This window comes from Arthrobacter agilis, from assembly GCF_006494655.1.
Lineage (GTDB): Bacteria > Actinomycetota > Actinomycetes > Actinomycetales > Micrococcaceae > Arthrobacter_D > Arthrobacter_D agilis.
On the sequence record NZ_VHIM01000001.1, the window covers coordinates 39,628 to 53,477 of the forward strand.

14 protein-coding genes are annotated in these 13,850 nt (G+C 69.5%); 3 read left to right on the top strand and 11 right to left on the bottom strand.

Annotated elements, in window-relative coordinates:
• Nucleotides 1-221 precede the first annotated feature (221 nt).
• A complete protein-coding gene (lexA, locus tag FJV46_RS00190) occupies nt 222-944 on the top strand; it encodes a transcriptional repressor LexA (RefSeq protein WP_087031806.1) in 723 nt (240 codons plus the stop codon).
• Nucleotides 945-976: 32 nt separating this feature from the next.
• On the opposite strand, the gene FJV46_RS00195 is transcribed toward lexA, so the two are convergent.
• Both FJV46_RS00195 and hflX read right to left on the bottom strand, forming a co-directional pair.
• Entirely contained in the window at nt 977-3,058 is a 2,082-nt protein-coding gene (locus FJV46_RS00195; RefSeq protein WP_087030513.1) for an ATP-dependent DNA helicase, read from the bottom strand.
• Nucleotides 3,051-4,631: a GTPase HflX gene (gene hflX / locus FJV46_RS00200; protein WP_087030516.1), complete on the bottom strand. Its 1,581-nt coding sequence runs from the start codon at nt 4,629-4,631 to the stop codon at nt 3,051-3,053. Before hflX ends, FJV46_RS00195 begins: the two co-directional genes overlap by 8 nt.
• Nucleotides 4,632-4,753: 122 nt before the next feature.
• Between hflX and FJV46_RS00205 the strand changes: the two genes are divergently transcribed.
• The gene (locus FJV46_RS00205) at nt 4,754-5,365 is read left to right on the top strand and encodes a class I SAM-dependent methyltransferase (protein ID WP_087030519.1); all 612 of its coding nucleotides are present in this window, start codon (nt 4,754-4,756) and stop codon (nt 5,363-5,365) included.
• A 16-nt stretch (nt 5,366-5,381) separates the two neighbouring features.
• Here FJV46_RS00205 and dapF read toward each other — a convergent pair whose 3' ends face one another.
• The 6 genes from dapF to FJV46_RS00235 all read right to left on the bottom strand — a co-directional run bounded on the left by dapF (nt 5,382) and on the right by FJV46_RS00235 (nt 11,340).
• Nucleotides 5,382-6,350 carry a diaminopimelate epimerase gene (gene dapF, locus FJV46_RS00210; RefSeq protein ID WP_087030522.1) on the bottom strand — a complete coding sequence of 323 codons (969 nt, stop codon included), beginning with the start codon at nt 6,348-6,350 and terminating at the stop codon, nt 5,382-5,384.
• A 4-nt stretch (nt 6,351-6,354) separates the two neighbouring features.
• Entirely contained in the window at nt 6,355-7,266 is a 912-nt protein-coding gene (miaA, locus tag FJV46_RS00215) for a tRNA (adenosine(37)-N6)-dimethylallyltransferase MiaA (RefSeq protein WP_087030525.1), read from the bottom strand.
• On the bottom strand, nt 7,263-8,810 hold the full coding sequence (miaB, locus tag FJV46_RS00220) for a tRNA (N6-isopentenyl adenosine(37)-C2)-methylthiotransferase MiaB (RefSeq protein WP_370684696.1): 1,548 nt from the start codon (nt 8,808-8,810) through the stop codon (nt 7,263-7,265). Before miaB ends, miaA begins: the two co-directional genes overlap by 4 nt.
• Before the next feature lie 54 nt (nt 8,811-8,864).
• Entirely contained in the window at nt 8,865-9,872 is a 1,008-nt protein-coding gene (locus FJV46_RS00225) for a regulatory protein RecX (RefSeq protein ID WP_087030531.1), read from the bottom strand.
• 5 nt (nt 9,873-9,877) lie between these two features.
• A complete protein-coding gene (gene recA, locus FJV46_RS00230) occupies nt 9,878-10,921 on the bottom strand; it encodes a recombinase RecA (protein WP_087030534.1) in 1,044 nt (347 codons plus the stop codon).
• Nucleotides 10,922-11,121: 200 nt separating this feature from the next.
• Nucleotides 11,122-11,340 (bottom strand): DUF3046 domain-containing protein, encoded by a 219-nt coding sequence (locus tag FJV46_RS00235; protein WP_087030537.1) that lies wholly within the window; start codon nt 11,338-11,340, stop codon nt 11,122-11,124.
• A 220-nt stretch (nt 11,341-11,560) separates the two neighbouring features.
• On the opposite strand from FJV46_RS00235, the gene FJV46_RS00240 reads away from it, so the two are divergent.
• Entirely contained in the window at nt 11,561-12,070 is a 510-nt protein-coding gene (locus FJV46_RS00240) for a MarR family winged helix-turn-helix transcriptional regulator (protein ID WP_306298295.1), read from the top strand.
• 57 nt (nt 12,071-12,127) lie between these two features.
• Here the strand turns inward: FJV46_RS00240 and FJV46_RS00245 are convergent, their stop codons facing one another.
• From FJV46_RS00245 to pgsA, 3 genes are all read right to left on the bottom strand, one after another.
• Nucleotides 12,128-12,568: a helix-turn-helix domain-containing protein gene (locus tag FJV46_RS00245; RefSeq protein WP_087030540.1), complete on the bottom strand. Its 441-nt coding sequence runs from the start codon at nt 12,566-12,568 to the stop codon at nt 12,128-12,130.
• A 132-nt stretch (nt 12,569-12,700) separates the two neighbouring features.
• On the bottom strand, nt 12,701-13,219 hold the full coding sequence (locus FJV46_RS00250) for a CinA family protein (RefSeq protein ID WP_232008616.1): 519 nt from the start codon (nt 13,217-13,219) through the stop codon (nt 12,701-12,703).
• A gap of 37 nt (nt 13,220-13,256) precedes the next feature.
• Nucleotides 13,257-13,844 (bottom strand): CDP-diacylglycerol--glycerol-3-phosphate 3-phosphatidyltransferase, encoded by a 588-nt coding sequence (gene pgsA, locus FJV46_RS00255; RefSeq protein WP_087030543.1) that lies wholly within the window; start codon nt 13,842-13,844, stop codon nt 13,257-13,259.
• Nucleotides 13,845-13,850 lie beyond the last annotated feature (6 nt).

Here is a 13,850-nt window from a genome sequence, read left to right on the forward strand (position 1 = left end):
ACGAGCGGGTCGGTCGCATCCGCGGAACCGCGCCGTCGAACACCCTCAGGCAACCATCCGCCACTGACACAATGGCTTCCGGGTCCCCGGTGCCGCGGTCGACGGGCATGACAGGGCAAGCAGCTCCACGCGAAAGGCTCACAGTGACGGACTCACGACCGGCAGCACGGCAGGAATCGAACACCGCCCCGGCCGACGCCCCGCCCACTGCCACCGATCCCATGACCACCGTGCCCGCGGCGGCCGGACGCGGCAGGCCCCGGGGACGGTCGGTGTCGAAGGGACTGACGGCCCGTCAGCTGACGATCCTCGAGACGATCCAGCGGTCGATCGCCGACAACGGGTATCCGCCGTCCATGCGGGAGATCGGAGATGCCGTGGGACTGGCGAGTCTCTCGAGCGTCACCCATCAGCTCGCGCAGCTGGAGCGGCTGGGATATGTGCGTCGGGACCCGAAACGACCGCGCGCCATGGAGGTCCTTCTGCCCCTGACGCTCGCACCCGATCCGACGGCGGACGACGACGCGTCGGCGGGCTCCCGCTCCGCGACCGAGCATCAGGGGCCCATCGACACGGCGCTCGTGCCGCTGGTCGGCAGGATCGCGGCCGGCGGGCCTATCCTCGCCGACCAGGTGGTCGAGGATGTCATGCCGCTCCCCCGCCAGCTCGTCGGACACGGCGACCTGTTCATGCTCAGGGTCTCGGGGGATTCGATGGTCGACGCGGCGATCTGCGACGGCGACTGGGTCGTGGTCCGCCGCCAGCAGAATGCCCAGAACGGTGATATCGTCGCCGCGCTTCTCGACGACGAAGCAACGGTCAAGACCTTCCGGCAGCGCGACGGACACACCTGGCTCCTTCCGCAGAACACGCGGTACGAGCCGATCCTCGGAGATCACGCGAGCATCATGGGCAAGGTCGTTTCCGTCATGCGAGCCCTGTAGGGGCGCACCGCCGGCGTCCTCCCTCTGCTGCGTCAGCGCGCCGAGAGCCGCTCGAGGATTCCCGTGACGGTCGCCCTGTCCGTCGTGGCCCAGAACGGCGGGAGTGCCGATCGCAGGAATCCCCCGTAGCGGGCCGTGGCGAGCCGACTGTCCAGGACCGCCACCACTCCACGGTCCCCTGCAGCGCGGATGAGGCGGCCCGCACCCTGTGCCAGGCGGACGGCGGCGTGCGTGGCCGAGACGCTCATGAATCCGTTACCTCCATTGCGGGCCACGTCCCTCGTGCGTGCGGTCATCAGCGGGTCGTCGGGGCGGGGGAACGGGATGCGGTCGATCACGACGAGGCGGCAGGATGCCCCCGGGACGTCGACGCCCTGCCAGAGCGACATGGTGCCGAACAGGCAGGTGTCGGGCTCGTCCGCGAATTGCGTGACCAGCGCGGCGAGTGAGGACTCGCCCTGGCACAGGATCTCGAAGTCGACCTTCGGGCGCAGTGCTTCCGCGGCCTCCTCCGCGGCCCGCTTCGACGAGAAGAGACCGAGCGCGCCTCCGCGGGAGGCCTGCAGGAGCGTCAGGAGTTCCGCGAGCTGCGCGTCCGAGCTGCCTCGCTCCGGTTTCGGCAGGTCCTTCGCGACATACAGCACGCCCTGCCGCGGATAGTCGAAGGGACTTCCGACGTCGATGCCCGTCCAGGCAGGGGCACCGGGGCCGCTGAGTCCCAGGGACCCCGCGACGGGCCCGAACTCCGAGCCGATCGCGAGCGTCGCGGAGGTGAGGATGACCGTGTGGTCCTCGAAGAGACCTTCCCGCAACCGGCCCGCTACCGAGAGGGGTGCGACGTTGAAGGTGGCGGGGGCACTCTCGTCGGGTGGAGCGTAGCCGGAACCAGGGGTGAAGCTGCTGGGACGGGATGCCCAGACCACCTCCCGGAGGTCGGAGGCGGCGAGGATGCGCTCGGCGAGCTCGAACACGAGCGACGCCCGCGAGCGTGCCATCTGCCGCCCGCCATCGGCGTCAGCCTCCGACTTGCCCTCCGCTTTCGAATCCGACAACGCCGCGCGCGCTGCGTCACGGACCTGGGCGAGTGCCTGCTCGAGGTCCTCCGGCAGGCCGCCCGGCAGGAGTCCGGAGGGAACCAGCTCGGAGGCCGCCTCGAAGGCGGTCGCGGCGGAGTCGAGGGCCGTCGTCGCGATGGATGCGTGCCTCCGCAGACCCGTGGCGGCCGCGCTCACCATCGAGGCGGAGAGTTGCCCCGAGACCGCTCCTGTCACGCGGTCGTGCAGCTCGTGGGCCTCGTCGATGACGACGACGTCGTACTCGGGCAGGACGGCGAGGCCTTCGAAGGCGCTGATCGCGAGCATCGCGTGGTTCGTGATGATGATGTCGGCGTCTGCGGCGGCGGCACGGGCCTTCTCGCTGAAGCATTCCTGGGCGACGGGACACCGGGCAGCGCCGAGGCACTCCATGCTGGAGACCGAGACCTGCCGCCAGGCACGATCGCTCACTCCGGGCACCAGGTCGTCGCGGTCGCCCGTCGCGGTCTCCTCCACCCACTCGCGGAGCCGAACGACTTCCCGGCCGAGGGCGGAGGCGGCACCTCCCGCACCGACGGCGGGTGTGGGATGCGGGGCGGCGTCCTCGCCGAGACTGAAGAGCGCGTCCGGGGCGTCCTCCTCCGGGAATCCGCCACCGGTCTTGTGCAGGCACGCATAGTTCGAGCGCCCCTTGAGGAGCGCGACATCGACCGGGCGCGTCAGTGCCGGCCGGACGGCTTCGAGGAGCCGGGGAAGATCGCGGCCGACGATCTGGGCCTGCAGCGCGAGGGTCGCCGTGGAGACGACCGATGGGCGGTCGCTGTCCATGGCGTGGGCGATGAGCGGCACGAGGTAGGCGAGCGACTTGCCCGTCCCGGTGCCGGCCTGGACGAGGAGATGGTCGCCGGAGTGGATCGCCTCGCTCACCTGCCGGACCATCTCGTGCTGCCCGGCGCGCATCTCGCCACCCATGGCAGCGACGGCGGCGTCGAGCAGTTCGAGCGCGTGGCGGGATTCCGGGGAGGCGCGCGCTGCGTCCGGCGCCGCGACGGCGGCGCCGGACCGCGTGCTGTCAGTCATGCCGGACGTAGGGCTCCAGCTCGGCTGCCAGTCCTTCCCGGACCATCACTTCGAGGCGGGTTCCCTCGTCGACGTGCTCCAGACCGAGGATCTCGGCGTCCTCCTCGTGGAGGCGGCTCACGATCTCGCCGTGCTCGTAGGGCACCATCAGATCGAGCTTCACGCCGGGGCGCGGGATGCTCGTGCTGATCAGCTGGCGGAGTTCGGTCAGTCCGGCTCCGGTCCGTGCGGACACCACGACCGTGCGCGGCTCCCGCTGGCGCAGCCGCTCGATGACGAACGGATCGGCCGCGTCGGCCTTGTTGAGCACGATGATCTCGGGGACGTCCCGCGCGTCGACCTCGGTCAGCACGGTGCGGACCGCAGCGATCTGGCCCTCGGGGTCCGGATGCGAAGCGTCGACGACGTGCAGGATGAGGTCCGAGTCCGCCACCTCCTCCAGGGTCGATCTGAACGCCTCGACCAGCTGGGTGGGCAGCGATCGGACGAAGCCGACCGTATCGGCGAGCGTGTAGCCGATGCCGTCCGGAGTCTCCGCCTTGCGGATCGTCGGATCGAGCGTCGCGAACAGGGCGTTCTCGACGAGGACTCCGGCGTCCGTGAGGCGGTTTAGCAGTGAGGACTTGCCCGCGTTCGTGTACCCGGCGATAGCGACCGACGGCACCTGGTTCCGGCGGCGGTTGGACCGCTTGGTGTCCCGCGCGGGCTTCATCGCGGCAATCTCCCGGCGCAGTTTCGCCATGCGGGTGCGGATCTTGCGTCGGTCGAGTTCGATCTTCGTCTCACCCGGACCGCGTGATCCCATGCCGGCGCTGGCGCTGCCGACCTGGCCACCCGCCTGACGTGACATCGACTCTCCCCAGCCGCGGAGTCGCGGGAGCAGGTACTCCAGCTGAGCCAGTTCGACCTGCGCCTTGCCCTCGCGGGACTTGGCGTGCTGGGCGAAGATGTCGAGGATCAGGGCCGTCCGGTCGATGACCTTGACCTTGACGATGTCCTCGAGTCCGCGGCGCTGTGACGGCGACAGTTCGCTGTCCACGATCACCGTGTCAGCTCCCGTCGCCTGAACGATCGTCTTCAGTTCCTGTGCCTTGCCCGATCCGAGGAACGTCCCGGGGTCCGGTTTGAGCCGACGCTGGACGATTCCGTCGAGGACCTCGGACCCTGCCGTCTCGGCGAGGGCCGCCAGTTCCTGGAGGGAGTTCTCGGCGTCCTGCGCCGTCCCTTCACTCCAGAGTCCGGCGAGGACGACGCGCTCGAGCCGCAGCTGGCGGTACTCGACCTCGGTGACGTCCTCGAGTTCCGTCGACAGTCCGGCAACCCGGCGCAGCGCGCGGCGCTCCGCGAGATCCTGCTGATCGCCGTCCGTCGTGTGCAGCTCCTCCTCGCTGGACAGGGCGAGAGCGCGTGAGCGCCACGTCTTCTCCGTCGGTGCGCCGCCCTGCTCCGGCGTTGTCCCGGTCTGCGTCTTGGCCGCGGCAGCTTCGTCGCTGGCGAGGATTCGATCGATGACGGCCTGGATTTCCTCCGGGCCCATGTCGGCTCCGGTGGAAGGTCCGTTGTTCGTGGTCATAGTCTCCCTAGAAGTTGGTAGATCAATTCTACGTCTCCTCGGCGGAGGGGAGGCAGCCGCTTCTCCCAGCGCGAAACCGCGGCGGCGCAGCGTGCCCGTCGGCTCCCACTAGGCTTTCCCTCATGGAATCCCAGCACTACTTCAGCGCGCAGCCGGCAGGACCGGACACGCGCAGACCGCTGTCGGTCGTCCTCGCCGGGGAGCGGCGGGACCTCGTGACGTCGTCGGGCCTCTTCAGCCCGGACGGCGTGGACAAGGGTACGCGGATCCTGCTGGACGGCGTCCCCGCTCCCGAGGGCCGGCGGATGCTGGACATCGGCAGCGGCTGGGGCCCGATCGCCCTGACCATGGCGCTCCGTGCGCCGGAGGCCACCGTGCACGCGGTCGACATCAACGAGCGGTGCATCGCGCTCACGCGGGAGAACGCGACGCGTCTGGGCCTGACGAACGTCAGGGCGTCATTACCGGACGAGGTGGATGCGGCTGTGGAGTTCGACACCATCTGGTCGAATCCGCCGATCCGGATCGGCAAACAGGACCTCCACGCACTGCTGCTCCGCTGGCTCCCACGCCTGGCTCCCGGCGGTCGGGCATGGCTCGTCGTCCAGAAGAACCTCGGAGCCGACTCGCTGCAGCGCTGGCTCGGGGATGAACTGCCCAGCGGTTTCGCTGTCCGGCGCGCCGAGACCTCGAAGTCCTTCCGCATCATCGAGGTGAACCGGGAGGCTCGCTGAGCCGGGCCGGCGGAGGTCAGAACCCCGGCAGGAGGGTGCCGTCGGCCACGAGGACGGCCGGTCCGCTCAGCTGCACGTGTTCGCGGCCCTCCGGGCCGTCGAAGAACGTCACGCCGACGACGCCGCCGGGCACCGTCACGAGCCACTGCGCCGGCGCGGTCGGTCCGGCCCAGAAGCGCGTGGCGGCGGCAGCGGCGCACGCGCCTGTTCCGCAGGACTGCGTCTCCCCGACGCCTCGTTCATGGACCCGCATGGTGAGGCGGCCCACCCCGTCCGCCCCGATCAGCGGATCCGACGGGACCACGAGCTCGACGTTGGTCCCGTGCACGGGCGGCGGATCGACGACCGGCGCGCGGTGCAACTCCACGAGATCCAGCTCCGCCCGCTCTGCCAGCGCCACGACGGTGTGCGGGTTCCCCATGCTGACGGACAGCGCCGGGCGGTCGACGTCCAGCCCGCCGACGTCGACGAGCGAGTCCATGCCGCGGGAGACAGCGGCCTCGGGCATGATGAACTCCCACGGCCCCATGTCCACGGCGTAGCCGCTCCCGGACCGGGTGACGCGCTTGACGCCGGCTCGCGTCCCGATGGCCAATTCGCCGCCCTCCGGGAGCTCCGCCACCGACGCGGCGAGCAGGAAGTGGGCGAAGACCCGGACCCCGTTCCCGCACATCTCGGACACCGAACCGTCTCCGTTGCGGTAGTCCATGAACCATTCCGCGGCGGGTTCGGTCTGCAGCAGGGCCCGACCCTCGGGGAGCGCCGACGATCGCACGGCACGGATGTAACCATCCGCGCCGATACCCCGATGCCGGTCGCAGAGCCGTGCGACGAACGCCGGGTCCGTCGGACCGACACCTTCGGGATCGAGCGTCAGGACGAAGTCGTTGCCGGTGCCGTGGCCCTTCGTGAAGGACAACCCCGCCGGTGCGGAGGCGCCGGTCGACGACGGGGTGGGACGGGTGGTGCTGCGCGATTCGGTCACGGTCCTAGGATAGGTCCCCGTGGCCGTGGACCAGGCCGACGGCGGCCTCCGCGAGCCCCGGCATCCGCCCGTCCAGCCAGCGCACGCGGGAATCGCCGCGGAACCAGGTGAGCTGGCGTTTGGCGAACCTGCGCGTCGCACCGATCGTGTCCTCGACGGCGTCCGCCGCGGTCATCGTCCCGTCGATGACCTGAAGGAACTGGGCGTAACCGAGGGCCCGGGACGCCGTCCGCCCCTCGCGCAGCCCGATCGCCGCGAGCTGCTCGACCTCGTGCCGGAGCCCGCCGGAGACCATGGCGTGGACGCGGGCGGAGAGGCGCTCGCGCAGGATCTCGCGATCGAGGCCCAGGCCGATCTGCACGGCGGGCCGATGGTACTCGCGTGTCGGCATGAACGCGCTGAAGGGGCGGCCGGTGATCGCGTGGACCTCCAGCGCGCGCACAAGGCGGCGGTCATCCGTGATGCGCTCGGCGGACACCGGGTCCACCAGCCGGAGACGCTCGCGGAAGGAAGGACTGCCGCTCTCGGCCAGCTCCGCCTCCAGCCCGGCCCGCACGGTGGGGTCGGTCGGGGGGAACTCCAGCCGATCGAGAACCGCTCGGAGGTAGAGCCCGGAGCCACCGACGAGGATGGGCAGCCGCCCGCGGCTGCGGATGTCGTCGATGCATCGACGGGCATCCTCCTGATAGGCGGCCACGCTCGCCTCGTCCGTCACGTCGAGCACGTCGAGGAGGTGGTGCTCGATCCCCCGCCGGGCCTCGACGTCGAGCTTCGCCGTCCCGATGTCCATTCCACGGTAGAGCTGGAGGGCATCGGCATTGATGATCTCACCGCGCAGCTGCTCCGCCAGCGAGACGGCGAGGTCGGACTTGCCCACGCCCGTCGGCCCGACGACGGCGACGACCGGCAGGGTCACCCGGCGTTCCCGCGGACGGGCAGTGCCGGCATGCCGAGGGACACGCCGCGGACCGTCCCGTCGGCCGGCGCCGGGACACCGCACGATTCGGCCTGGCTCCTGTCCCACGCATCGCCCGCCCGCGATCGGCGGAGGGAGTACTCGGCGATCGTCGGGTCGGACAGGAGGTGGAAGGACGCGGCTTCCGTCACGGGAACCGTCACCACGTCGCCCGGCCGCGGCACCTCCCCTCCCTGCGGCACCGAGAAGTGCACCAGACGCTGGTCACGTGCCCGCCCGGTCAGCCGATGGGTCTCGCCCCCCTTCCGGCCCTGCTGGTCGGTGACGAGCACCTCCACCAGCCTGCCGACCTGCCGCGCATTCTCCTCGCGGGCGATCCGGTCCTGGAGCGCGGTCAATCGTTCGAAGCGCTCCTGGACCACGGCCTTGGGGAGCTGGTCCGGCAGGTCGGCCGCCGGCGTGCCCGGCCGTTTCGAGTACTGGAAGGTGAACGCCGTGGCGAACCGGGACTGCTCGACGACGTCGAGGGTGGCCTGGAAATCCTCGTCGGTCTCCCCCGGGAAGCCGACGATGATGTCGGTGGAGATCGCGGCGTCCGGCATACGCTCCCGGACGCGGTCCAGGATGCCGAGGAAGCGCGAGGACCGGTACGAGCGGCGCATGGCTTTGAGCACGCGGTCGGAGCCGGACTGCAGCGGCATGTGCAGCTGCGGCATGACGTTCGGTGTCTCCGCCATCGCGTCGATGACGTCGTCCGTGAACGCCGCCGGGTGCGGGCTCGTGAAACGCACGCGTTCGAGTCCCTCGATGGTGCCGCAGGCACGCAGGAGCTTCGCGAACGCACCCCGGTCACCGAACTCGACCCCGTAGGAGTTGACGTTCTGGCCCAGCAGGGTCACTTCGACGGCGCCGTCCGCGACGAGCGCCTCGATCTCGGCGAGGATCTCGCCCGGGCGCCTGTCCCGCTCCTTGCCCCGGAGCGACGGGACGATGCAGAAGGTACAGGTGTTGTTGCAGCCCACCGAGATGGACACCCACCCCGCGTAGACGGACTCGCGCCTGGTCGGCAGCGTCGACGGGAAGACGTCGAGCGACTCGAGGATCTCGAGTTGCGCGTCCTGATTGTGCCGGGCCCGGTCCAGCAGTGCCGGCAGGGAACCGATGTTGTGGGTGCCGAAGACGGCGTCGACCCACGGAGCCTTCGCGAGGATGGTGTCCCGATCCTTCTGCGCGAGGCAGCCACCCACGGCGATCTGCATCCCGGGATGCGTCTCCTTGATGGCCTTCAGCATGCCGAGGTTCCCGTAGAGCTTGTTGTCCGCGTTCTCGCGCACGGCGCACGTGTTGAAGACGACGACATCCGCCTGACCGTGCTCGATGCGGCGGAGCCCCGCGTCCTCGAGGAGACCGGAGATGCGTTCGGAGTCGTGGACGTTCATCTGGCAGCCGAAGGTGCGTACCTCGTAGGTGCGGGGTTCGGCGGCAGAAGCCGGGGTCCGCATGCTGCCGGCGTCATCGAGGGGAACGGGAAGTGTCATGCTCACGCCGTCAAGCGTACGACCGGCGCCCCCGACGCCCACAATCGCGGCAGCGGGCGGTCACTCCGCTTCCGCCGAGGTCCGTGCCTCGGCGATGACGTCCTTGACGATGGCGAACGCACTGCCCGGGTTGTACCCCTTCCGCGCCAGCACCCCGACGAGGCGGCGAATCTCCTTGTCACGCACCCCGCGGTCGGTCAGGTCGACGCTGCCGCGGAGCTTCCGCCGGATGACAGTGCGCGCCTGCTCGAGCTCCTCCTCGTCGGTGAGCTGACCGAGAGCATCTTCGGCGAGGTCAGCCGCGATGCCCTTCTCCGCCAGCTCCCGCCGCAGGGACGACCGCGAGAGCGCCTTCGCGGCGACCCGCGTGCGGACCCACATGCGGGCGAACTCGGCATCGTCGATGAGCTGCACCTCCTCGAAGCGGTCGAGGAGGGCGGACGCTATGCCGGGGGGCACCTCGCGCTCGGTCAGCTTGCCCTGAAGCTGGTGGCGGCTCCTGGCACCCAGGGCCAGCTGGCGCAGCGCGACCGCCCTGGCGAGCGAGGACCAGTCCTCGTCACTCTTCGCTGCTGGGGGCTCGGAGGACCCGGCTTCGGCATCCGCACCCGACCGACCGGCCCGGGCTCCCGCCCCTGTCCGTCGGGTCGTCGACGAGCGCCGTCCGGTACCGCCGCGCCCGCCACTCCTGCCGCTGGTCAGCCCGTCGTCGGTGGCGGCAGCGTCGCCCTGATCGGCGTCGCCGGCAGAGGACCCGACCACAGGTCCGAACGGATCCTCGAAGGTCCGGGCACCCGGGCCCGACCGATCACGGCGCTGCGTCCGCCCCGCCTCCGACGTCCGCCCGCGGGCGCTTCCTCTCCCCGCCGCACCGGCACCGGTGCGGCGGGGAGAGGGCTTGCCGAAGGAGGATGTCGGGCCGAACCCCGATCTCGACCGCTGGAGCCCCTTGCGCGTGGGCTTCGCCTGCTCGTCCACGGTGTCGGGGGACGCGGCAGAGCTGTCGGTGCCGAAGCGATCGAAGGACGTTCCCCAGCCGACGGAATCGGCACCGGCGTCTCCTGGCATGGCGGTTACTCGCCGCTGACGGCCTTGAGCTTGGGCGCCTCGGGCTCCTCGACCTGGACACCGATACCCAGCTTGACCCGGATCTTCTGCTCCAGCTCATCCGCGAGATCCGGGTTGTCGATCAGGAACTTCCGGGCGTTCTCCTTGCCCTGACCCAGCTGGTCGCCGTCGTAGGTGAACCAGGCACCGGACTTCTTGACCAGGGCGTTCTCCACGCCGACGTCGATCAGCCCGCCCTCGCGGGAGATGCCGTGACCGTAGAGGATGTCGAATTCGGCCTGCTTGAACGGCGGAGCCATCTTGTTCTTGACGATCTTCGCCCGTGTCCTGTTGCCCACGGGGTTGACGCCTTCCTTCAGCGTCTCGATGCGGCGGACGTCGATGCGGACCGACGCGTAGAACTTCAGCGCCTTGCCACCCGTGGTGGTCTCGGGGCTGCCGAAGAACACACCGATCTTCTCCCGCAGCTGGTTGATGAAGATGGCCGTGGTCTTGGTCTGGCTGAGGCGTCCCGTGATCTTGCGGAGCGCCTGGCTCATGAGACGGGCCTGCAGGCCGACGTGGCTGTCGCCCATCTCGCCCTCGATCTCGGCACGCGGCACGAGCGCCGCGACCGAGTCGATGACGACGATGTCGATGGAACCCGAGCCCACGAGCATGTCCATGATCTCCAGCGCCTGCTCGCCGGTGTCCGGCTGCGAGACGAGGAGCGCATCCGTGTCGACGCCGAGCCGCTTGGCGTACTCGGGGTCCAGGGCGTGCTCGGCATCGATGAAGGCGGCGATACCACCATTGCGCTGGGCGCTGGCGACGGCATGCAGGGCCACGGTGGTCTTGCCCGAGGACTCGGGCCCGTAGATCTCGACGACCCTGCCGCGGGGAAGTCCACCGATACCCAGCGCGGCGTCCAGGGCGATGGAGCTCGTGGAGATGGTCTCGATGGGCGCACGGGTCTCGTCGCCGAGCCGCATGATGGAGCCTTTGCCATACTGCTTGTCGATCTGGGCGAGAGCTGCTTCAAGTGCTTTCTCGCGGTCTGGAGCGGCCATTCTTCACCTCGGTTATCCATGGCCATCCGGCCGGTGTACGTGTTCTTCTCGACTGTATGGGGCTGCGCCGACAGTTTGTGGTGGGCCTGCCGCTATGTGCACAAGAGCGCTCCGCCTCACGCCCCATCATATCCCCGACCGAACAGATATTCGATTATTCGCTGTCACCTGCGCGTGTTCGGCTCGTGCTCCCGCGGGTGTCAGTGCGGCTTCACATCGCGCCCGAGCCAGCGTTCGCGCGGGACGTCCTGCGCGCGGCATACCGCCTCCCAGACCGCCTTCGGGTCCGCACCCGAGGACAGCGCCTCCGACGCGGTCCGGTCACCCAGCCCGTCGACGACGAGGTCGCGGGCCAGGGTGCGCGAATACCGCTCCCCGAACTCGTCGTCCATCAATCGCCAGAAGTCGCTCAACCGCATGGTGTGTTCCTGTTCTCGTCGTCTTCCGGCTCCTGCTCGGCCGCCACTCCCCATTGTCCGCACAACTCGGGGTCGCGCGCAGGATGGCGTCCCCCGACTGAGCTCCGCCCCGCGGACAGGGCGCCGGCGGACGGCGGGAAGGGCACCGACGGGGGTGGTGCAGGCCCTGCAGGAGGGTGGCGCATGGTGGACCCGGCGCGCGGAACCCTACAATTGCCCCATGAACGCGAAGCCGAGCACTACCGACTCCGGCCCGGGCCTCATGCCCTCTCCCGGCGACGACGCCGATACGGACGCCGCCATCGAGGCCCTGGAGCAACAGTTGAGCATGCTGTGGCGCAGGGCCCGGTCGAATTCCTACAAGGTGGCCCGGCGTGTGCATCCGGACATGGAACCGGCTGCCTACGGCTTGCTCGTGATCCTCCAGCGCGAGGGCTCGATGCGCCTGACGGACATCGCGGCCAGCGTCGGCGTGGGGAAGCCCTCCGTGAGCCGTCAGATCGCGATGCTCGAACAGCTCGGGCTGGTGCGCAAGGAAGCGGACCCGCTGGACGGACGGGCCCAGTCCATCTCCCTGACCGATGCCGGGACGCGACAGCTCGTGGCCGCACAGACCGCCCGCAAACAGGCGTTCCACCAGCTCATGGAGGACTGGGAGGTCGAGGACCTCACGCGGCTGGGCACGCTGATCGCACAGCTGAACAGCACCTACACCAAGGACAACTGGTAGTCGACAGCAGGAAGGCCCGGTCCCTTGCGGGGCCGGGCCTTCCTTGTCGTGGGGTGACTAGCGGTTCGTGGCCGCGAGTCCCCGACGGAAGTCGTCGTTCAGTTCGTCGGTCAGGTCGTCCCCAAATTCGCGGGAGAACTCCTGGGGGACGGTATCCGGGATGGATACGCCTTCTGCTTCTGCCAGGCGGTCGCTGACTTCCCGCAGCATCGAGGAGAGCGGCACCTCGAGTGCACTGCAGATTGATGAGAGGAGTTCAGAGGATGCTTCCTTCTGTCCACGCTCCACCTCGCTGAGGTATCCGAGGGAAACCCTCGCACTGTGCGATACCTCACGCAGGGTTCGTCCCTGGCGCTGGCGGACGTCGCGGAGGACGTCGCCGATCTCATGGCAAAGAACTACCATTTTGCGCTCCTTGGGCTTGCGTTGTGCATCATCTGCCAACCCCACATCGCGCCAACGGACCACGCCGTTTACGGATACGGGCTGCTTTACCATCTGTTTCTTTACCATCTGTTTCGCCTTGCTCCCTCATAGATGCGGCGCCCCTGCGGACGGCTGCCCCGATGATGATGACCTGCCCGATCTGCTTGAGCCTTAGTCGCCAACCCTATCAACGGCCGGCAGTGTTTATAACTCGTCCGGTCGGGTGTTTGTTCCCCGGCCGAGTACCTCGAGGAGCTCGACGAGGACGGCGTCGCGGCTCGCTCTCCGAATCTCGTCGCGACCGCCGGTGAAGTGGTGCGCGTAGGTCTCGGTGTGCGAGGCGGTCGAGATCGCCGTGAAGACGGTGCCCACGGCTTTCCCCTGGTGGGGTGTGGGCCCGGCGACCCCTGTGGTCGCGACACCGATATCGGCCCCGAGGGCACGGCGTGCGCCCTCCGCCATGGCCGCTGCCACCCGCGGATCGACTGCGCCGGCGCTGGAGAGCAGTTCCGCGTCGACGTCGAGGAGTTTGTGCTTGACGTCCGCCTGGTAGGCGACTATGCCGCCCTGCAGCACGGACGAGGCGCCCGGTACATCGGCGAGTGCCGAGGCCACCAGTCCGGCGGTCAGGGACTCGGCTGTCGCCACCGTCAGCCCGAGCCTGACGGCGAGGGCGACGACGTCGGCGGCGTCCGCGATGGCGGTGGTCCGGGCCCGGTTCACTGCCTGCCAACCGCTTCCCCGGCGTGCGTCGCGCCCATCACCGTCGGGCGGTCGCGCGGAGCCGGAGCGCCTGGACGACGTAGTCGACGCCCGTCACGACGGTGATGACCACGGCCGCTGCCATCACGACGGCTGCCGGCCACCACGCCCACGCGCCGGCGATGGCCTGCAGGGGCACGAGGAACAGCAGGATCGCCACGGTCTGGATCACGGTCTTGAGCTTCCCGCCGCGCGAGGCGGGCATGACGCCGTACCGGATGACGGCGAAACGCAACAGGGTGATGCCGAGCTCCCTGACGAGGATCACGAGGGTGACCCACCACCACAGCTCGCCGAGGACGGACAGCAGGATCAGCGCGGAGCCGATGAGCAGCTTGTCCGCGATGGGGTCGGCGATCTTCCCGAAGTCGGTGATGAGACCCCTGCTCCGGGCGAGGTCACCGTCGAGCTTGTCCGTGTAGATGGCGATGACGAACGTCGCGACCGCCAGCCACCGGTACAGGCCGGCCCTCCCGTCGTCGAGCAGGAGGAACCAGATGAAGAACGGGACGAGGAGGATGCGCACGACCGTGAGGACGTTCGCGATGTTCAGCACCGGCACGGCCGGAGTCGGAGAGCTGGTCACGGTGTC

Excerpts from the sequence above, each read along its gene's own strand:
- lexA (WP_087031806.1), top strand. The coding sequence starts at position 222 with ATGACCACCGTGCCCGCGGCGGCCGGACGCGGCAGGCCCCGGGGACGG.
- FJV46_RS00195 (WP_087030513.1), bottom strand. The coding sequence starts at position 3,058 with ATGACTGACAGCACGCGGTCCGGCGCCGCCGTCGCGGCGCCGGACGCA.
- hflX (WP_087030516.1), bottom strand. The coding sequence starts at position 4,631 with ATGACCACGAACAACGGACCTTCCACCGGAGCCGACATGGGCCCGGAG.
- FJV46_RS00205 (WP_087030519.1), top strand. The coding sequence starts at position 4,754 with ATGGAATCCCAGCACTACTTCAGCGCGCAGCCGGCAGGACCGGACACG.
- FJV46_RS00225 (WP_087030531.1), bottom strand. The coding sequence starts at position 9,872 with ATGCCAGGAGACGCCGGTGCCGATTCCGTCGGCTGGGGAACGTCCTTC.
- recA (WP_087030534.1), bottom strand. The coding sequence starts at position 10,921 with ATGGCCGCTCCAGACCGCGAGAAAGCACTTGAAGCAGCTCTCGCCCAG.
- FJV46_RS00235 (WP_087030537.1), bottom strand. The coding sequence starts at position 11,340 with ATGCGGTTGAGCGACTTCTGGCGATTGATGGACGACGAGTTCGGGGAG.
- FJV46_RS00240 (WP_306298295.1), top strand. The coding sequence starts at position 11,561 with ATGAACGCGAAGCCGAGCACTACCGACTCCGGCCCGGGCCTCATGCCC.
- FJV46_RS00245 (WP_087030540.1), bottom strand. The coding sequence starts at position 12,568 with ATGGTAAAGCAGCCCGTATCCGTAAACGGCGTGGTCCGTTGGCGCGAT.